The 19,442-nt window shown below is 53.2% G+C and carries 22 protein-coding genes; 14 read left to right on the top strand and 8 right to left on the bottom strand.

The genetic code is table 11. The features are described from left to right. Nucleotide 1: 1 nt before the first annotated feature. The 3 genes from DCC81_RS22975 (at nt 2) to DCC81_RS22965 (ending at nt 3,600) form a co-directional block, all read left to right on the top strand. Nucleotides 2-280 carry a hypothetical protein gene (locus tag DCC81_RS22975; RefSeq protein ID WP_133177776.1) on the top strand — a complete coding sequence of 93 codons (279 nt, stop codon included), beginning with the start codon at nt 2-4 and terminating at the stop codon, nt 278-280. A gap of 75 nt (nt 281-355) precedes the next feature. Next, nucleotides 356-757, top strand: coding sequence for a glycoside hydrolase 5 family protein (locus tag DCC81_RS22970; RefSeq protein ID WP_108689002.1), 402 nt, complete (start codon nt 356-358; stop codon nt 755-757). A 230-nt stretch (nt 758-987) separates the two neighbouring features. Continuing rightward, nucleotides 988-3,600 carry an MGH1-like glycoside hydrolase domain-containing protein gene (locus DCC81_RS22965; protein WP_108689001.1) on the top strand — a complete coding sequence of 871 codons (2,613 nt, stop codon included), beginning with the start codon at nt 988-990 and terminating at the stop codon, nt 3,598-3,600. Between the two features lie 74 nt (nt 3,601-3,674). Here the strand turns inward: DCC81_RS22965 and DCC81_RS25625 are convergent, their stop codons facing one another. Beyond that, on the bottom strand, nt 3,675-4,106 hold the full coding sequence (locus DCC81_RS25625) for a hypothetical protein (RefSeq protein WP_165806703.1): 432 nt from the start codon (nt 4,104-4,106) through the stop codon (nt 3,675-3,677). A 471-nt stretch (nt 4,107-4,577) separates the two neighbouring features. On the opposite strand from DCC81_RS25625, the gene DCC81_RS25420 reads away from it, so the two are divergent. From DCC81_RS25420 to DCC81_RS22940, 5 genes are all read left to right on the top strand, one after another. Continuing rightward, nucleotides 4,578-4,760: a hypothetical protein gene (locus tag DCC81_RS25420; protein ID WP_133177775.1), complete on the top strand. Its 183-nt coding sequence runs from the start codon at nt 4,578-4,580 to the stop codon at nt 4,758-4,760. Nucleotides 4,761-4,930: 170 nt separating this feature from the next. Next, nucleotides 4,931-5,161: a hypothetical protein gene (locus tag DCC81_RS22955; RefSeq protein ID WP_108689000.1), complete on the top strand. Its 231-nt coding sequence runs from the start codon at nt 4,931-4,933 to the stop codon at nt 5,159-5,161. Nucleotides 5,162-5,244: 83 nt separating this feature from the next. Continuing rightward, nucleotides 5,245-5,466, top strand: a complete 222-nt coding sequence (locus tag DCC81_RS22950) for a hypothetical protein (protein ID WP_108688999.1) — start codon at nt 5,245-5,247, stop codon at nt 5,464-5,466. A gap of 202 nt (nt 5,467-5,668) precedes the next feature. Next, nucleotides 5,669-6,514: an alpha/beta hydrolase gene (locus tag DCC81_RS22945; protein WP_108689298.1), complete on the top strand. Its 846-nt coding sequence runs from the start codon at nt 5,669-5,671 to the stop codon at nt 6,512-6,514. 336 nt (nt 6,515-6,850) lie between these two features. Then, nucleotides 6,851-7,501 carry a porin family protein gene (locus DCC81_RS22940; protein WP_108688998.1) on the top strand — a complete coding sequence of 217 codons (651 nt, stop codon included), beginning with the start codon at nt 6,851-6,853 and terminating at the stop codon, nt 7,499-7,501. A 101-nt stretch (nt 7,502-7,602) separates the two neighbouring features. Here DCC81_RS22940 and DCC81_RS22935 read toward each other — a convergent pair whose 3' ends face one another. Beyond that, nucleotides 7,603-8,613, bottom strand: a complete 1,011-nt coding sequence (locus tag DCC81_RS22935; protein ID WP_108688997.1) for an LLM class flavin-dependent oxidoreductase — start codon at nt 8,611-8,613, stop codon at nt 7,603-7,605. Nucleotides 8,614-8,684: 71 nt separating this feature from the next. Then, nucleotides 8,685-9,233, bottom strand: a complete 549-nt coding sequence (locus DCC81_RS22930; RefSeq protein ID WP_108688996.1) for a cupin domain-containing protein — start codon at nt 9,231-9,233, stop codon at nt 8,685-8,687. An 85-nt stretch (nt 9,234-9,318) separates the two neighbouring features. Between DCC81_RS22930 and DCC81_RS22925 the strand changes: the two genes are divergently transcribed. Further along, nucleotides 9,319-9,954 carry a DUF3175 domain-containing protein gene (locus DCC81_RS22925; RefSeq protein ID WP_240613052.1) on the top strand — a complete coding sequence of 212 codons (636 nt, stop codon included), beginning with the start codon at nt 9,319-9,321 and terminating at the stop codon, nt 9,952-9,954. 81 nt (nt 9,955-10,035) lie between these two features. On the opposite strand, the gene DCC81_RS22920 is transcribed toward DCC81_RS22925, so the two are convergent. Next, entirely contained in the window at nt 10,036-10,917 is an 882-nt protein-coding gene (locus DCC81_RS22920) for a DMT family transporter (RefSeq protein ID WP_108688994.1), read from the bottom strand. Nucleotides 10,918-10,962: 45 nt separating this feature from the next. Then, nucleotides 10,963-11,619, bottom strand: coding sequence for a 2'-5' RNA ligase family protein (locus DCC81_RS22915; protein ID WP_205686413.1), 657 nt, complete (start codon nt 11,617-11,619; stop codon nt 10,963-10,965). A 331-nt stretch (nt 11,620-11,950) separates the two neighbouring features. On the opposite strand from DCC81_RS22915, the gene DCC81_RS22910 reads away from it, so the two are divergent. Beyond that, complete coding sequence (locus DCC81_RS22910) at nt 11,951-12,541, top strand: YdeI/OmpD-associated family protein (protein WP_108688992.1); 591 nt, start codon at nt 11,951-11,953, stop codon at nt 12,539-12,541. 42 nt (nt 12,542-12,583) lie between these two features. On the opposite strand, the gene DCC81_RS22905 is transcribed toward DCC81_RS22910, so the two are convergent. After that, the gene (locus DCC81_RS22905) at nt 12,584-12,922 is read right to left on the bottom strand and encodes a YrdB family protein (protein ID WP_108688991.1); all 339 of its coding nucleotides are present in this window, start codon (nt 12,920-12,922) and stop codon (nt 12,584-12,586) included. Nucleotides 12,923-12,952: 30 nt separating this feature from the next. Further along, a complete protein-coding gene (locus DCC81_RS22900) occupies nt 12,953-14,608 on the bottom strand; it encodes a hypothetical protein (RefSeq protein ID WP_108688990.1) in 1,656 nt (551 codons plus the stop codon). 277 nt (nt 14,609-14,885) lie between these two features. Here DCC81_RS22900 and DCC81_RS22895 point away from each other — a divergent pair, with 277 nt between their 5' ends. From DCC81_RS22895 to DCC81_RS22880, 4 genes are read left to right on the top strand one after another with little or no spacing between them, the layout of a single operon-like run. Further along, nucleotides 14,886-15,773: a decaprenyl-phosphate phosphoribosyltransferase gene (locus DCC81_RS22895; RefSeq protein ID WP_108688989.1), complete on the top strand. Its 888-nt coding sequence runs from the start codon at nt 14,886-14,888 to the stop codon at nt 15,771-15,773. Continuing rightward, nucleotides 15,773-17,110: an FAD-binding oxidoreductase gene (locus tag DCC81_RS22890; protein ID WP_108688988.1), complete on the top strand. Its 1,338-nt coding sequence runs from the start codon at nt 15,773-15,775 to the stop codon at nt 17,108-17,110. Before DCC81_RS22895 ends, DCC81_RS22890 begins: the two co-directional genes overlap by 1 nt. A 60-nt stretch (nt 17,111-17,170) precedes the next feature. Continuing rightward, on the top strand, nt 17,171-17,902 hold the full coding sequence (locus DCC81_RS22885) for an SDR family oxidoreductase (RefSeq protein WP_108688987.1): 732 nt from the start codon (nt 17,171-17,173) through the stop codon (nt 17,900-17,902). After that, on the top strand, nt 17,902-18,498 hold the full coding sequence (locus DCC81_RS22880) for an HAD-IB family hydrolase (RefSeq protein WP_165806702.1): 597 nt from the start codon (nt 17,902-17,904) through the stop codon (nt 18,496-18,498). The genes DCC81_RS22885 and DCC81_RS22880 overlap by 1 nt, the downstream gene beginning before the upstream one ends. 120 nt (nt 18,499-18,618) lie before the next feature. On the opposite strand, the gene DCC81_RS22875 is transcribed toward DCC81_RS22880, so the two are convergent. Beyond that, nucleotides 18,619-19,386 carry an acyl-CoA desaturase gene (locus DCC81_RS22875; RefSeq protein WP_108688985.1) on the bottom strand — a complete coding sequence of 256 codons (768 nt, stop codon included), beginning with the start codon at nt 19,384-19,386 and terminating at the stop codon, nt 18,619-18,621. Nucleotides 19,387-19,442 lie beyond the last annotated feature (56 nt).

The raw sequence follows: 19,442 nt of genomic DNA, 5'->3' as shown, positions 1-19,442 counted from the left end.
CATGATGTATCCGCCGCTCACCTACGTAATGATCTTCAGCGGCCTGGCCGTGTGGGCCGCCGCCGTGTACTTTACCTGGCGCCTGTCCAGGGACAGGCAGCTGCTGGTATCGTCCATGTTCACCTACGCGCTGGTGGTAATTGCACTGGGCCTCACGGTCTTCTGCCTCCTGGAATTTCACTGGCCGGCATTGCTCATCAATACCGCCGGGCTGGTAGCCGCCATTGTGCTGGTGATCACACAGTTTCGCATGGAAGAGCGGCAGCGTAAAAAAAGTTAACGCCTTGCCACCAGCGCATGCAGGCCTGCTGATCATGAAAGCAGCCATATTGACTACGCCACCATCCACACCTGGGTGCAGAACTGGAATATCTACGACCCCGCAAAGGCAGATTCCACCTTTGGTCCCTCCGTGGCTTATGCCCAACATTACCTGGACCGGCACGTGGCCATGGCCCGCCAACTGAAAAAGCCCGTGGTACCGGAAGCATTTGGCATTTCCCGGGATGGCAACAACTACAACCGTAATACTATCCGCGACAAATACTATCAAAATATTTTTGACGCAGTATTTGATTATGCAAAGAAAGATAGTAGTATTGTGCCTGGCGTCAATTTCTGGGCCTGGGGCGGCGAGGGGAGCCCCGCGTACCCGGTGGCATGTGGAAACCCGGAAACGGCTTCCTGGGCGACCCACCCCACGAAGCGCAGGGCCGGTACTCCGTTTTTGACAACGATACCGGCACGATCGCAGTGATCAAAACAAGCGTGGCGAAGTTTAGCCAGCTTGGAGAATGATAAACAACAAACAACACGTTATAGTTTTGTTCCACAAACCGCTTCCATCAGGGAGCGGTTTTTTTGTGCCAATAAATTTCACCTTCAGGTCCATGCCCCCAACATAAAGTCCACTACGTAAAACACAACACCCGGTACTTAATACCTAAGACTTAATACCTAAGACCTTTTTTCGTTACATTAGCATACATGAACGAAGAACAGCGAAGACTTAAAGACCCGGCCTGGAAGAAATGGGGTCCTTATGTGTCAGACCGGCAGTGGGGAACGGTGCGGGAGGACTACAGCGCCAACCAGGACCCATGGAGCTATACCACCCACGACATGGCCCGCAGCTACGCCTACCGCTGGGGGGAAGAAGGCATAGCAGGCATTTCAGACGACAAGCAGCTGCTTTGCTTCGCCCTGGCACTGTGGAACAAAAAAGACCCCATCCTCAAAGAAAGATACTATGGCCTCAATAACGCGGAAGGCAACCACGGCGAAGATGTAAAAGAGCTGTACTACTACCTGGATAGCACGCCCACCCACAGCTACATGAAAATGCTGTACAAGTACCCCCAGCAGGCATTCCCCTACGAACAGCTGATTGAAGAGAACCGCCGCCGAGACCGCAGCATGCCGGAATACGAGTTGCTGGACACCGGCATCTTTGACCAGGATGCGTACTTTGATGTATTCACTGAATATGCCAAGCGCACGGAAGATGATATCCTGGTGCGCATTACCATTCATAACCGGAGCACCCAGGCGGCTTCGCTGTCCGTGTTGCCAACGCTCTGGTTTCGCAATACCTGGTCCTGGGGTTACGATCCGGGAAAGCCCCACCTGGGCAAGGATCATGGTAACGTGGTTCGCATTCTTCATCCTAAGATTGCAACCCGCTTCTGCACGTATGACGGCCAGCCTGTGGCGCTTTTCTGTGATAACGATACCAACACCCACCGCCTGTACGGGTATGGTGAACAGGACGTTTATTATAAAGACGGGATCAATGAGCATGTGGTGCATGGTGCCCACACCGTAAATCCTGAGCTGTATGGCACCAAGGCCGCCCTGCATTACGACCTGCACCTGGAAGCGGGGGCGTCGCATACCATACGCCTGCAACTGGGTACCACTTCCCAGCAGGACTTTTCACAGTTTGATGCGCTCTTTGCTGTCCGCCAGCTGGAAGCGGATATTTTTTATAACGACCTGCAACATAACATCCCGGATGATGACCTGCGCAATATCCAGCGCCAGGCACTATCCGGCATGTTGTGGAACAAGCAATACTATTACTACAACCTGCATAAGTGGATCATGGGCGATCCCGGTATGCCGCCACCGCCGCCCGGGCGCGATAAAGGCCGGAATTCCCACTGGCTGCACCTGCACAATGCAGATGTTATTTCCATGCCGGACAAATGGGAGTTTCCCTGGTACGCCTCGTGGGACCTGGCCTTTCACTGCCAGACCCTGGCCCTGGTGGATGTGGAATTCGCCAAACAACAGCTGCTCCTGCTTACCAAAGAATGGTACATGCACCCCAGCGGCAAACTGCCCGCCTACGAATGGGAGTTTGACGATACCAACCCGCCAGTGATGGCCGGCGCCGCCATGGAGATCTACCACCGGGAAGTGATCACCACCGGCTCCGGCGACCGTAAATTCCTGGAAGGTATTTTTCACAAACTCACCATCCATTTCACCTGGTGGGTGAACAGGAAGGATGCCGATGGGCTCAATATTTTTGAAGGCGGCTTCCTGGGCATGGATAACATCGGCGTGTTTGACCGCAATTCCCACCTGCCTCCGGATGCAGTGCTGGAGCAGGCAGACGGCACCGGCTGGATGGCCTCCTTTGCATTGAACATGCTGCACATGGCCATAGAGCTGGCGCGGGAAGATGACGTGTACACCGCCATGGCCATAAAGTTCTTTGAGCACTTCCTGTACATTGCCGGCGCCATTGCGGGCATTGGCGGCCAGTCTGTAGCGTTGTGGGACGAGGAAGATGAATTTTTCTACGACCAGCTGCGCTATGCCGGCAAGCCCCCTGAAACCCTCCGCACACGCAGCCTTGCAAACGTGGTGCCCCTGTTTGCGGTGCAGGTATTGGAAAGTGAGCGGCTGAAGCAATTGCCGGCCTTCACCGCCCATATGAGCTGGTTCCTCCGCCACCGGCCCGACCTGGCAGCCATGGTATCTCGTTGGTATGAAGAAGGTTCCGATGAAAAACACCTGCTCAGCTTATTGCGCGGGCACCGCATGAAACGCATCCTGCTCCGGGTGCTGGATGAAGACGAGTTTCTCAGCCCGCATGGGGTGCGCTCCCTTTCCAAGTATCACCTTACCCAGCCTTATGAGTACAAGTTCAACGGGGAGAAAATGCGCATCCGCTATGTGCCCGGGGACAGCGATAGTAACATGTTTGGTGGTAACTCCAACTGGCGGGGACCGGTGTGGATTCCTATCAATTACCTGATGGTGATGAGCCTGCGCCGCTTTCATGCTTATTACAGTGACGACTTCCGCGTGGAATACCCCACGCATTCCGGTAAGTTCATGTCCCTGCGGGAGATCGCCGATGGGCTGACAGAGCGCCTCATCAGCATTTTCCGGCGGGATGGGGACGGGCGCCGGCCGGTGTTCAACCACTACGAAAAACTGCAGCAGGACCCGCATTTCCGTGACTACATTCTTTTCCATGAATACTTCCATGGCGATGATGGCCATGGCCTGGGAGCCAGCCACCAGACAGGATGGAGCGGCCTGGTGGCCAACCTGATCCACTCCCTGTACAACGGGTGGTTATAACGGCATTGACTATACGTAAATAAAGAAAGGTATCCGGTTGTGGATACCTTTCTTCGTTGTATGCTATCACGCTGTTAAGGCCGCACCGGCGGGGTGGGCGTTGTAGGCGTGGTGGGTGCCGGGGTGGTTGGGGTAGTGGGCATTGTAGGATTAGCAGGCGCAGGCACCGGCGTGCCAGGTACCGGCTGGGCCGGGGATGGCGATGTGGGTGCGGGTACGCCCGGATTCAACGGTGAAGTGGGAGAGGGCGTGCCCGGCGTAGGCAACACGGGAGTGGTAGGACTCGGATTGGCAGGAGAAGGCACCGTAGGCATGCCCGGCTTAGTGGGCGTGGACGGTGTTACGGGTGTAGGCGTAACCGGTGTTCCCGGTACAGTGTCTACCAGCATCTCAATAATGGGAGGTGTGGTTGTTTTATGTGCATTGGCGGTCTGCACCATAAATGTACCTAACAGGATACCGCCACCCAGCATACAGTTTCTCAGCAGGAAGGTTGGCTTTTTCATGATGATATGGTTTGGTTCACTCCTGGTATAGTCACGAAAGCCATGCCATGAAACCCACGGCCGTGCCGGCTTTGGTCGCACACAGGGCGTACCGTTTCATAGCAGATACAGCCATTATACCCTATTATTACGCGTATATACCTGATCTTGTTCCACACTATTACCCCAACACGTTGATCATCTACCGTGCAAATTATCTACGCGTAATGCACGCCCCACCAACTTGATGGAGACATGCCCCAGGTACCCGCTAAATACGGTGCCTCCGCGTACGGTTTACGCGATGGCACTATCCTTGTGCGTATTCCTGCAGCATAAAACTTGTTCCTCATACATTTACATACATATGCATGGGTGGGTTTTTCCAGGCTCGCCCCTTTTTTCTTCATTAAGATGTAATTAGAATTATCCATCCCTGCCCGCCGGATGCCCGAAAGCGGTTATCTTTCCTTACTTAAAACAAGCTCCCTTATGAAAAAGATCGTACTACTCGCCGCAGGCGCATTGCTGTGCACCGGTGTATTTGCTGCTCCTGTAGTGACTTCCTTCCAGGCGCCCCAGTCAAAGCAAGCACCTGCACCGCATCACAAGAAACATCATCATCACCATGGCAAAAAGAAGCAACATGCTCCTGCCGCCCACAAACCTGCATAAGTTATCACTGCCCGTGTTCATGCAAAGAGACGATCATAGACGGATCGTCTCTTTGCATTTTCTTTAACACAAATTAAGATGTACTTAAAACAAAATTAAAGGTTAAACGAAAGAAGCAAAGCATGCGTCTTACCTACAAACAATTTTAAAAAAGCAAAAAACCAATAAACATGAAAAAGATCGCATTATTCGCACTGGCCGCTATGATCGGTACCGCTTCTTTCGCTGCCACTCCCAAAACCGTTAAGCATCCTGCTAAAAAAGCTACCAAGACAGAAGCCGCCGCACCGGTAAAAGCGCCCAAAGCTGCTACACCCGCTGCTGACACCACTGCCAAGAAAGCGGTTAAAACCCATAAAAAAGTAACCAAAACCGCTACCACCACCAAGAAAGCAAAGTAGTAGCCTACCGGTGGCTGCATTTCCCACCGCAACACCTATAAAAGAAGTAACTATTTGCATTACCACTTTAAAACAACACTAATATGAAAAAGATCGCATTATTCGCACTGGCCGCTATGATGGGCACCGCCGCTTTTGCCGCTGCTCCCAAAACTGTGAAAGCCGCAAAGAAAGCCCCGGTAAAAACCGAAGCTGCTGCAAAGAAGGCCCAGGAACCGGCCGCTCCCAAGCAGGAAAAGAAAGCTAAGAAAGCACACAAGCATCATAAAAAAGCCCACAAGGCTACTACTGCCAAGAAGGCTTAGTATCGTAACCGGTTGTATGGAAAAGCGGGTGCGCCTCCGGGTGCATCCGCTTTTACTGTTTTAAGGGCCGGCTTTGTTTTATCCGCCGCAGGTTGTAATTTGGTGCATCTAGCCTTTATGATTCCCGATGATGAAATTTACATGTTTCCTTTCCATACTCTTCACTGCTGCGGCCTTTGGCCAGCAAGCCCCCGGCAAAACTATGACTGAGCAAAAAGTGTCCGCGCCCATTCTCCTGTGGCCCCATGGCGCTCCCGGCATAACGGCTGGCATGCCGCCGGAAGGCCCCACCAAAGATATTGGGACCGTAGCGGGCAAGCCTATCATCCGCCTTACCAACGTGTCCGTGCCCACTATTACGGTGTACGAGCCCGGTCCTAATAAGCGCACCGGCGCGGCCGTGGTAGTATGTCCCGGTGGTGGCTACCAGATCCTGGCCTGGGACCTGGAAGGCACGGAGGTATGCCGCTGGCTCAATAGCCTGGGCGTAACCGCCATCCTGCTCAAGTACCGGGTACCCAATACCGATGAGCGTACCCGCTACATAGCTCCCCTGCAGGATGCCCAGCGCGCCCTGGGATATGTGCGCGCCAATGCCGGCCAGTGGAAACTGGACACCCGGCGCATTGGCATCCTGGGCTTCAGCGCCGGTGGCCACCTGAGTGCGGCCCTGAGTAACAACTACAGCCGCCGTACCTATACACCGGTAGATGCCGCCGATAGCACCAGCTGCCGCCCGGACTTTACCCTGCTCATTTACCCGGCCTATCTTACCCAAAAGAACAACGGGGACCAACTGGCACCGGAACTGCCCGTGCACGCCCAGACGCCACCCACCTTTTTGCTGCAAACCGAGGATGACCCCATCCGCGTGGAAAATGCCCTGTATTATTACCTGGCATTAAAACAAGCCGGCGTACCCGCGGAAATACATTTGTACGCCAACGGCGGCCATGGCTACGGCCTGCGGCCCACGGACAAACCCGTAACCCGCTGGCCCTCACTGGCAGAGGGCTGGATGCAAAGACTGGGATTGCTGAACCAGTAGCAGGAGCATTACGCAAAACAATTTCCAAATTCAGGGAATGCGCCACATGCACGTCCATTCCCCGGCACCGCCCGATGCGGGCCGGTGGGCTGAAATTGGAGATTGTTTGCCGGAAATTTCTATTTTTGCGCCGCCAAGACCTGTCATCCAGGTATTTCTTAACAATAATTAACGCCGGTTTAAACCTCAGCAGGGTAATTTTGTCTGATCAACATTTCACCGACAAAATCCGCACAACAGCCGGGCAAAAACGGGGTATCATCTATTATCACCTGCCATAAACACCACAATTGAAGCAGGATCATTAATGTTGCATCCGGAATTAACTACATCGCTATGATCAGAAAAGTACTATTCACTGCTACTGCCATCCTGGGTCTCACCGCGGGCGCCATGGCGCAGGACGCAGCCCCTGCCAAGAAGAAAGAAGATGCAAAGCTCCACTACGGCATTAAAGTGAGCCTGGACATGACCACCATTGATGGTACCGGTTTCAGTGCGGGGATGAAAGCTGGCTTCAACGCGGGCGGCTTTGTAGAATATAGCCTGGACAAGCACTGGGGCCTTACCGCTGATCTGCTGTATACCCGCTTCCAGAACGAAAGCCATAACTTCTACGATTATTACCAGAAACCCGGTGTGATCGACGAATATAATTCCAAGGGCCGCCAGCGTGTGAACCTGAACTACATCACGGTTCCCGTAATGGCCCAATACAAATTTTCCAAGATCCTCAGCGTGGTGGCAGGTCCGCAATACAGCATCCTGGTGTACGACGATGAGAACCTGATCCTGGGCCACGGCGCTTTCAAGAAGAACAACTTTGGCGTGATCGGTGGCGTGAACGTAACCCTGGGCAACTGGCGCTTCTTTGGCCGCTACGTGCAGGGCCTGAGCAACCTGAATAACACCGGCATTGAAGAAAGATCCTTTGAAAAATGGAGAACTTCCGAAGCACAACTGGGCATTGGTGTTACTATTAAATAGTCTATCCTTCTACGATATAAAAAAGGCGGTCTGCATACAACGCAGCACCGCCTTTTTCTTTTGCCCCATAGCTATCTTCTTTGCAACCTCCCGGCACCCGCTTAAAGATCAAACGCCTTTGCCATCAGCTCATATGATTTTAAGCGCTGCCGGAAATCATTCGTAATCGTTACCAGGATCAGTTCATCCACGGCATAGCGCTCCGCCTGTTCCCGCAGCTTTTCCTCCAGGCGTTTAGGCGTGCCCGTTAGCATGCGTGCCCGGTTGAAGCGGAGGCGTTCTATCTCCATATCAGAGTATTCCACATCACGGATGTCTTCAAAAGCAGGGAAGGGCTGGCTCTTTCCTTTCTCAATCTGCAGCATGGCGTAGTCCATGATGGCCTGCTGCTGGTCTACCAGCTCCTGGCTTTCATTGGTGAATACAAAGAACGCCGCGCTGGCAGCAGGTGCTTTCAGATCGGCAGAAGGCCGGAAACGCTCGCGGTAAATGCGCACGGCTTCCGGTCCGCCCGCTGCACTGATAAAGTGTGCAAAGGTGAAGCCCATGCCAAAATGGGCCGCAAATACAGCGCTTTGCCCGCTGCTGCTCAGCAGCCATTGCTGGGGCACGGTGGCTGCCTGGGGCGTGGCTTTCACGCGCTCATGCAGGGTGCCGGGTTCATACGTATCGTGAAAATAATGCTGCAAATCGGAGAGCTGTTCAATAAACTCGTTTTCGCGGAACTGGTTGCTCGGGTTGAGCACAGCGGCGGTAATGCGGTCTGTACCAGGTGCACGACCTATGCCCAGGTCTATGCGGCCGGGGAAGAGCGCTTCCAGCATGCGGAAATTTTCCGCTACGCGCAATGCGCTGTGGTTGGGCAGCATGACGCCACCAGAGCCAATGCGGATGCGATCCGTTTTACTGGCCAGGTGCGCCATCAGCACTTCAGGAGTAGACCCTGCCAGGCTGGCCGTGTTATGGTGCTCAGAAACCCAGAAGCGGGTGTAGCCAAGGGATTCAGTGAATTGGGCCAGCTGCACGGTTTCCTGCAGGGCCTGGGAGGCAGTGCCCCCTTTGCGGATGGGAGATTGATCCAGTACGCTGAGCCTGATCTTTTCTTTCGTCATAGTTCCTTTCTTGAATAACCCTAAAAATACGGCAAAGCAGGGAGTTGGGGCACTGTCGTGGAGGATAGCTGCTATACATGCTGATAGGCCGGGTTCCAGTAGGCCGCCATGGGCCCGTTTTCGCCATACACCGGGTCGGTTTCCGGCAGGGCCACCGCCACAATACGGCCATCTGCAGCAGGCCTTTCATCCGCCAGCCCGTACAATACATCGTAGTTTTCCTGGCCGGGCGGGTAGGCGCCTACCACGCCAAAATCTGCCGTGCTGCTGATGCATTTGTGAGCCACCCCTGCAGGGATCAGCATTACATCGCCTTTGCGGAAGGGCAGGATCACACCGTGCGGGCCACCCAGTTGTACCTGCGCCTCCCCGGCGTACACGCCCAACACTTCATGAGAAATACTGTGGTAGTGATGGTAATCATAAATGCCATTGGTCCACCAGCCGGTCCACCCATTGGCACTGAAAAGCCGCTCCAATGCGGCTTCCGGGGCATTGTCCCTGAATTGTACCGCGTCTGCATAGAACAATACGGGAAAGTTGGGATTGCCAGGATAAACACCGTCGTCCGGCAACGTGTAAGGCTGTACCTGGATGGCAGCGAGTGAATAGTATAACATGGTTCCTTGTTTTGTCAATGCGGTGCAAGACTTGTACCATTCAAGACCAGGCATTATCCTTGTGCATATTCCTGGAAACAGTGAGATGATGACAACGAGCACCAAACACAGCACCAGTAAGACTTCCACGGCTAAGCGCGCTCCGCGCACCCGTGCAAAGAAAGCAACGGCCAGTCATGCGCCCACGACCCGCCAGCAGGCCACTACCCAGGCAACCAATACCACCACGAAGAAGAAAACGCACACCGCTTCCGGCACTAAAAAAACTGCAGCGCCTAAAAAAGCTGCAGCTAAAAAAGCTGGCGGCACTGCAAAGAGGGCTACTGCAAAAAAGGCGGCCACGAAACGCGCCACCAGCAAGGCCGGCAGCACTACCCACCAACGGACAACGGCTAAAAAAGCGGCGGCAAAGAAGGCAGCGGGCGCGAAGCGGGCGCCTGCTAAAAAAACCGTGAACAAATGGTCTGCTGAAGTCATGGAGCACAGCGATGCACTGGACCTGCAGGACAATGTTTTCAAATTGAAAAATCCGAAGGCGATCGCAGCGTCGCTGAAAAAATCGGCAGATGCCAGCAAACGTAAGAAGGGCACGCCTTACCAGTCCGCCATGTCTATGTTGAACTTTTATATTAACCGTGCGGGAAAGAACCTGCCGGCCGCGCAGCATAAGGTGTTAGAGAAAGCGAAAACTTCGCTGCGCGAGATATATGGAAGAACGTGAGTTATGCGCTGTATTATTACGAGGTAAAGGGCCACCGGGCTAGAACGGCGGCCCTCTACCGTTTATGCGTAACCGTGAAGACTATGCCATGCGCGCCTTCCGGCGGGAGTAAAATAATCCCGCCACTACCAGGATAGCACCCGCCACACCATAAGCGGTGAGGGGCTCGCGCAGGATTATTACCGCCATGCTATAGCCCAGTACCGGCGTGAGGAACATCCAAAGGCCTGCCTTCACAGGATCTTTATGCAGGAGCTTTAACCAGAGGATGTAGGCTACAATGGATACCGGGAAGGCCAGCCAGCCAATGGAAAGAAAGAAGTTCAGATCCGGGATGAGGAAGTTGTGGGCATAATTCAGTGACACCACCGGGATGAAAAGCAGGGCGCCAAAAATGATCTGCCACATATTCACCGTCATGCGGGTAAGCGCCATGCCGGTCTTTGAAAAATAAATGCTGCCAAAGGAGAGGGACATAATGCCCAGGACCAGGGCTACAATGCCCAGGAGCGTAGCATGACTTTCCCGCAGGTTGGGAATAGCAGCGATCACGAGCCCGGAAACGGCCACTATGCTGCCAATGATCTCGGCAACGGTGAGTTTTCTTTTCAGGACCACCGCGGAAAGCAGCACCAGGATGAGCGGATTGGTAGCCATCACAATGCTGATCAGCCCCGCAGATACGGTTTTGACGGCGATGAGAAAGCCGGTCATGTACAACGTGATATTGAGCAGCCCGAGTACGAATAATTGCCCAAACTGCCTGCGGGACGGGTGCTCCAGCGGGTTTTTGCGCGAAAAAGCCCCATAGACCAGCATTACCACGCCTACAAATAGAAAGCGGATGCAGGTAAGCAGGAAAGGGTCCACAGAATGCACGGCAAACTTAGTGGCGGGTGTGGCGGAGGCCCAGAGGATGGCGAAGAGCAGGCCTTCGATGATTTCTATGAGTTGCGGATTCATTGCGTGTTGTGGCGGAATGCCGGCTGGTAAAAAAGAAGCGCGAAGTTACATTGTTTTCTGCGAGCCCAGTGCAAACTGCGCCAACTTTTGTGTATGGGCAGCACGCTGGTACCAGTCGTTGTACACCAGCTCCAGTTGGTGCGCCTGCATCGTTCCAAAATGTACCGAACGATATTTTTCTATCATTTCCAGGTAGGTGGGAACATCCGCCAGGGGTTGGCGCAGCCGCGCTATGGTTAGGTGGGCCGTTTGGATGGGATAGCGCGCGTCCAGGGATTGCGGCAGCGTGGAGGTTTTAAAATTTGCGCGGAGCTGGTCGCGGATATCATTGAGCGCAGCACCGCCCGGGAAGCCCTGTACCAATACACCGGCGGGCGATGCGGTAAGCCCGCGGAAATCTAATTGGAACGGCTGGATGCCAGCCAGGGAGCGTTGGACGAGGGCCTCGTAAGCTTTGGGATCAATTTGATCCACCGTGAAGCCTGGCACCGCAGAAATCACGGCCATCACGGTGACGTGCATATCAGAAGCCGGGTAAAAATATTGGCCGGGCGCCACCAGGGCAAGTTGATCGAGGAAGTGGCGGATGCGGGATCTTATAATTTCATCCGGGCGTATGAGCAAAGTGAGGCCGCGACGGGTGTCTGTGGGATCGTCTATGAGCGGGTCTGTTTCATATTGGCCGGCGTAGATCTTTTGCACGGCGGTTTGGTAAAGTGTGTTATAGTGAGTGGCGAGGTGATTCAATGTGATGGGTGTTGATGATTGGAAATGCAAAGATAGATCATAGGGTTTGCACGGGCATTGTGGTGAAGCAAATGATGGTGAACGATGGGAAGGTGAGAAGGACAGGGCCGGATGAGATAACGGTCCGTTTAATAACTGCCTGTAAGTCAGGGGATTTCCTGCATAATTCTATTTAACATAATATAAATTATAAGACAAAAATTCCGATTCCCATTAGCCCACCGCAACCCATCATTTTTCTACTTTAAGATTTATCTTTAACCCAACCAATTGAATTCAAATCCTAATGAGTAAAACTACCCACCACGCAGCAGACGGTTTTTTCCTCAGCGCCAAACAATGGCCCGCCGAAATGGAAAAACTCAGAAAGATCCTGCTGGACTGTAAGCTCACCGAAACCATCAAATGGAGCAAACCATGCTACGCCCACGATGGCAAAAACATTGTACTGATCCAGCCCTTTAAAGATTATTGCGCCCTGTTGTTCTTCAAAGGCTACCTGATGAAAGATCCAGCCGGCATTCTCATTAAAACCGGTGAGAACACCGTCGTGGGCCGTCAGCTCCGTTTCACCAGTGTAAAACAGGTCACAGACATTGCCGCTACGCTGAAAGAATACATCAAGGAAGCCATCGAAGTGGAAAAATCCGGCATCTCGGTGGAAGCCGAAAAACCGGCCCCGATGGAGCTTGTAGCGGAACTTCAGGAAAAACTGGATAAAATCCCTGCGCTGAAAAAGGCGTTTAACGCGCTAACGCCCGGCCGCCAGCGCGCTTACAATATTTATATCTCCCAGGCCAAGCAATCCGCTACCCGGGCATCCCGCGTGGAGAAATGTATGCCGCAGATCATGGCGGGGAAAGGTTTGAACGATTGATATTATCACGCGGCGTGAAAAAATGCACGCCGCGGATCCTCCTCACTGCCGCCACACAATAGTCCCCGTTTCACACAGCAACACAATCCCCGCGTATACCAACGCCAGCACCGGCTGCCCGGCAACATACAATGCCACTGCAGCCAGCATGAACATGGCCAGCCCAAACGCCACCCGCTTTGCAAAAGGCAGCCTGGTGGGTGACTTAGGCGCCGCCACTCTTCCCCATAGCAGGATAACCACCGTGAGCAAAACCAAAGGAACAATGATCTTCCAAGCCAATTGTTGGGGAATTATCCACCCTGCATAGGCAAATGCGCCAAGCATGACCAACTCTATCGCAAACTTGAGGACGAGGTTTAAATTTTTGAGGATTTGCATGCTACAAGATAGCGCGAAATTTTACGCGGGTTAAAAAGTACCAGGGTCCTGCGGTTTCGGTACATACACTTCAATCATTTCCCGGGTAGGCCTTCTGGGCGCCAGGAAACTGTCCACCAACTGGTAATCCTTGCGCAAGGCGTCGCGCAGCGCAAAGGGATTGAAGTTATTATTATACGGCATATACTCATACAGTACCACATGGTAATAGTGGCGGTGCACCTTCTGTTTGTAAGCCTCCAGCTGGCGGTTGAACATCCCCACCCCCAGGTGGTACCACAGGGGGATATCCGGGCCGGTTTCTTCTTTGAAAGGCACGGCGTGCGCCAGGGGTGTAAGTTCTGACATATTCAACACCCGCAGGGAATCCCCTTTTTCTTTCAATACCGGCATGGCCATAAAGCGGTCTATCCCCGCCACGGTACCGGGCGGCATGTACACCTTCTGGAACTCCGGCAGCCTGCTGAAGACCCATTGCGAGGTGGGCACATCCGTGGTATCGTAAGACAACATATAGTTACTGCGGCTCACCACGTTCTCCCCGGTTTTGCTCACCACGATACCCGAAGGACCGCCCGCCGGCATGAAGCGGGCAAACACGCGGTCTGCATATTTCCAGTACACACCAGACCACCAAAGCAGCACCAGCAGGGCACTGATGCCAAAATTGCGCACATTTTCAGACGACAATTGCAGCAAGGGCAGCAACAGTGAAAAGATATAAGCAAAGGCAAAACTGTGGAAGAAAATATTATTGTCCGGCGGTGTGTAGCTGGTCACCTGGAAGATAGCGGCTTCCGCCAGGATGCCCAGTGTTACCAGCGTAAAGAGCATCAACTTCCGGTTATTCCAGAGATCGCGGAAATGGCGCAGTTGCGGCAGCAGCAGCAATACTATTAGCAGCAGGTAGAACTTGATCCATTGCGAAGCACCAAAGAACTCGCCCACCAGGTCGCCTATACTGAGGCGGGAATTATGCGGGGCCTGGCCGTGATTGTACCAATAAGCAAAATTGGGCATCAATGGCAAAATAAAACAAGCGGCCACCACGCCTAGCATAACGAGGAATACCGGGATATCCAGCCAGGCTTTGCGCTGCCATGTATCATACGCCAGCAGTGCCAGGCAAAGCATCAGTGTGAGGCCTCCCCCATCCTGCTTGGTAAATAAAGTCAGGAATACAAACAAGCTGCTCAGCGCCAGGAAAGCCCAGCGCCATTTATCTTCCCGCACCAGGAAACGCAGCAGGAAGCAGAGGGCCACCAGTTCGTATACAATCACCGTCTGGTTATACCACGGCCAGAAATTGAAGAAGGAATAAGAGAGCACAAACACCAGCACAGAGAGCGCCCGGATACCGGGTTTTACATCCAGGCTTTTGAGGATGCAGCGGAAAGCCAGGCCGGCTATAATATTGAGGATCACCTGTGCTTTCACCAGGGAAATAAGCTTGGCCCCAAAAAGCTTGAAGCAAAGTGCCGGCACGATCCAGAAACCGTAGCCCAGCGGGGTACCATAATCTTTGAAAGGTACCTGTCCCTGCGAGAGGCGGTAGGCCCCTTCCCAGCTCAGGAAAATATTCACCCGGTAGGGAAAGGTGAGGAAAAGCGGTACCAGGGCAATGAGTACGATGGTAAGCAGTTCTATCACGGAGAACCTGGATAATCTGGGGGTGTTCGTTTGCATAGTCCGGGATGTTTGGCGCGGGCAAAAATACCCATTTGACGGAAAAACCCGCGGTTATTTTCGTGGAATTGCTTCATTTACTGCGCGTCAGCGGGCCTTTCACTTAATTTTGCATGATTTTAAAAAAAGCGTTTATCCGTGTTTTCTTTGCGCTTACCCCCGGCGCCCCGGCGTTTATCCCTTTATTCCTGCCATTCACGCTGCCAGCCGCGGCAGGCCGGGATTGGAAGCACCCGCATTTTAAGGTATCTTGCGGGCGGATCATTCGTTTTACCCTGTGCAATATCTGAAATTACTGCGCCCCACACATTGGGCTAAAAACGGCTTTCTGTTCATACCCGTTTTCTTTGCCGGTGAGATCTTTAACCTCCACAAGCTGCTGCCGGCTTTCTGGGGCTTCTTGGCCTTTTCCCTGGCCGCCAGCGCAGTGTACGTGATCAATGATTACAAAGACCTGGAGGCAGACCGTGCGCACCCGGTAAAGTGCAACCGTCCCCTGGCCTCCGGTGCAGTAAGCAAACCCGCTGCCCTGGTGCTGTTTGCGGTTTGCCTGCTGGCTGCTTTCAGCATCGCCTGGTTTATCAAACTGAAATTCCTGGCCGTGCTGGGCGCATACTTCATCATGAATGTAGCCTATACCTTCGGCTTAAAGAATGTTTCCATCCTCGATATCCTCATCCTGGCAGCCGGCTTTGTATTCCGCATCAAGTGCGGGGGCATTGCCACCGATATTGCCATTTCCGAATGGCTGGTGATCATGGTATTCCTCCTCGCCCTTTTCCTGGCCGTGGCCAAGCGCAGGGACGATGTGCTGATCAAACTGCAGTCTGGTAAGGACATGCGCAAAGCGGTGAAAGGCTATAACCTCGATTTTATGAACGTGATGCTGGCCGTGGTGTCGGCCATTATCATCGTGGCGTACCTGATGTACACGCTGGCACCGGAAACCATGATCCGCTTCAAGACCTACCGGCTTTATTACACCTGCCTTTTCGTTATTGCAGGTTTATTGCGATATTTGCAAGTCACCTACGTAGAGAGCGATACGGGCTCTCCCACCAAAATCCTATATAAAGACCGCTTCATTCAGGCTACCATAGTGCTCTGGATCCTGAGCTTCTATGTGATCCTGTATTTACCAACTGACAAAAGCTTTTTCCAGTAATGCAGAAACAATTGGCAAATTGGGGTAACTACCCGGCGGTGACCTGTGATGAACAGGCCTTTTCCCAGGACGACCAGCTACAGGCGGTTGTAGCGCAGCACGATGCCATCATAGCCCGCGGCAATGGCCGCTGTTATGGCGATGCGTCCCTGGCAGTACACAGCATTTCCACCCTCAAGTATGATAAGGTACTGGATTTTGATGTGCAGCATGGCTACCTCACCTGCCAGTCCGGCATTACGCTGGACCAGGTGCTGGAGATCATTGTGCCCAAAGGCTGGTTCCTGCCCGTAACACCGGGCACCAAGAACATCACCATCGGCGGCGCCATCGCGTCTGACGTACATGGCAAGAACCACCACGTGGACGGGGCCTTTTCCCGCCACGTAACCTGGGTGGACGTGCTCACGGCGGATGGACAAACCATCCGTTGCTCCCACACGGAAAACACAGACCTGTTCTGGGCTACCTGCGGGGGCATGGGCCTTACCGGCGTGATCACGGTGGTAAAATTTGACCTCAAAAAGATCGAGACCGCTTACATTAAACAGACCCAGATCAAGGCAAAGAACCTGGACGAGGTGATCCGCCTCTTCGAGGAATACAAGCACTATACCTACTCCGTGGCCTGGATAGATTGCCTGCAAAAAGGTGACGCCTTTGGCCGCAGCATCCTTATTGTGGGCGAGCACGCCACTACAGCAGACCTTTCTCCCAAACAGGCGGAGCACCCGTTGCAGCTGCCTAAAAAGTCGCAGCTCACCATGCCTTTCAACCTGCCGGAGTTTGTGCTGAACACCTTCACGGTAAAGGCTTTCAACTGGCTGTATTACGGCAAGAACTTCAAACGTGAGATCACCAACGTAGTTCCTTACGAGCCTTTCTTTTATCCCCTGGATGCCATCCTGCACTGGAACCGTGGTTATGGTAAATCCGGTTTTGTACAATACCAGTTTGTACTGCCCATGGACCAGCAATCCGGCCTGGTCACCATCCTCAAACGCATCAGCGACAAGGGCTGGGGCTCTTTCCTGGCCGTGCTCAAGGTGTTTGGCCAGCAGCATGACCTGATCTCTTTTCCCATGGAAGGCTACACGCTGGCGCTGGACTTCCCCGTGCGCAAGGGCCTCTTTGAATTTCTCGACGAACTGGATGAACTGGTACTGCAACACAAAGGCAGGCTCTATCTTTCCAAAGATGCCCGCATGAAGCAGGAGATCTTCTGGAAAAGTTACCCGGATGCAAAGCGCTTCCAGGAGATCGTGCAGCGTTATGATCCCAAGGGTAAGTTCCGCTCCATCCAGAGCGACCGCCTGCTGCTTACCAAACCACAATAAGACACACCACAAACCGATAAAAGCGCCGCCCCACAAGGGATGACGGCACATTACATCCGCATGTCTACCGTACTCATTTTAGGCGCAGGCTCCGATATGGCCGTAGCCATCGCCCGCAAATATGCGCGGGAAAAATACAACGTGCAGCTGGCCGCCCGCAAGCTGGAATACCTGGTGCCTTTGCAGCAGGACCTGCAGATCCGTTATGGCATAACCGCCACGGTGCATGCCTTTGATGCACTGGATACCGCCAGCCATGCCGCATTTTACGCATCCCTGCCGGTGAAGCCGGACCAGGTTATCTGTGTATTTGGTTACCTGGGCAACCAGGAAACTGCGCAGGACGACTGGGAGGAAGCACAACGCATCATTGCCACAAACTATACGGGCGCGGTATCGATCCTGAATATTGTAGCCAATGATTATGCGGCCCGCAAATCCGGCACCATTGTGGGTATCAGCTCCGTGGCCGGGGTGCGCGGACGGCAGAGCAATTATATGTATGGCAGTGCCAAGGCCGGCTTCACCGCTTACCTGGCGGGCCTGCGCAACCGCCTCTACCACGATGGCGTGCATGTACTGAGCGTGCAGCCCGGCTTTGTGGCCACCCGCATGACGGAGCACCTGGCGCTCCCTCCCCTGCTCACCGCCACACCGGAACAGGTGGCCAATGCGGTATTCAGCGCAGCTGCCGCGAAAAAGAACGTGATCTATGTAAAATGGTTTTGGCGTTACATTATGCTCCTCATCCGCAACATCCCGGAAGGCATGTTCAAAAAAATGAAAATGTAATGGCAGGCCTCGCACTCTTCGATTTTGACGGTACCATTACCAAAACCGATACCCTCTTTGCCATCATCCGTTTTGTGAAGGGAGAAAAGGCATTCCGCCGGGGCATGCGGAAGCTGCTGCCCCACCTGGTAAAGTTCAAACTGGGCTTGCTGAGCGCGCAGGCTGTGAAGGAAAAAGTACTCACGCACTTCTTCAAAGGCATGCCCATGGCGGAATTCAGGAACCGGTGCGGTGAATTTGGTTACATGGAGCTGCCCCTGCACATCCGCAAAGGCGCACGGGAAACCATACAGCAATATGTAAATGAAGGCGCCCGCGTGATCGTGGTTACGGCATCTGCAGAGGAATGGGTGCGCCCTTTCTGCACCGGTATGCGCATTGAACTGCTGGGCTCCAGGATGGAAGTGGATGATGATGGCCGCATTACCGGCAAACTGGCAGGGCTGAATTGCAACGGGGAAGAAAAAGTATGCCGCATCAAGGCGCACGTAACCTTGTCAGATTATGATCCCATCCACGCCTATGGCGATAGTTCAGGAGACAGGTTTATGCTGGCCCTTGCCGGCCAACATGCGTATTTTAAACCGTTCCGGTGAAAGAAAGTTATGCGTTAATTGTGTGCGGGTAAAGCAATGAAGCTTACATATAATGATCAACCAAAAGGGCTTTCCCGGACATGCCGGGAAAGCCCTTTTGGTTTGTATAGAACAGGTTGATTAAGCGGCTCGCTTAGCGCTAACAGTCTTTACCACGGCAGGTTTCAGCCGGATAATGCCCAGCCAGTGCATGGTTTTCATCACCGGGTAGGTGGGATCAAACTCATACCACTTCTTGGCAAAATTAGCGCTGTCCTTATGCATGTGGTGATTGTTCTGGAACAGTTCTCCCAGCAGGAGGATGCCCCAGGGGCTGGTATTCTTGGACTGGTCAAAGTTGTCGTAGTTACGGTAGCCGTATTTGTGGCCGCACCAATTCACCGTAGCGCCCTGGATGGGGCCCATGAGGAAGTGGATGGGCAACAGCAGGTACCACCAGAAGCTGGGGGCAAATGCCACGTAAAAGCTGATGTAGAGCGCTATCCAGGTAAGGCGTACGAAGATGTTGTCGCCTACCTTATCCATTGCTTTCCATTCCGGCAACGGGTCTTCCATGAACCGGGCTTCGGGCAGGGTTTTACCGTATACAAAATTATTATAGATCAGGCGCGTCTGTATCATCATGTGCCATACGTCCTTGAAGAAGTGCGGGGAGTGTGGATCTTTTTCGGTATCGCTAAACTCGTGGTGCATGCGGTGCATTACGCCATAAGCGCGGGGGATCAGGTAAGAAGAGCCCTGGAAGAACCAGGTGCAAAAATAGAAGAAACGTTCTACTGGCTTGCTACAGGTGTACATCTGGTGAGAACCGTACCGGTGTAAGAAGAAGGTGTGGAAGAACAAAGAAAGGAACCAATGCGCCCCAAAAAAGATCAAAATAGCTAACATCAAATAACTTTAAAAAAATGAACTCAAGGAAACGAAGGTACGCTTAATTAGGCCAG

The organism is Chitinophaga parva, from assembly GCF_003071345.1.
Lineage (GTDB): Bacteria > Bacteroidota > Bacteroidia > Chitinophagales > Chitinophagaceae > Chitinophaga > Chitinophaga parva.
This window is presented reverse-complemented; position numbering and strand designations above follow the sequence as displayed.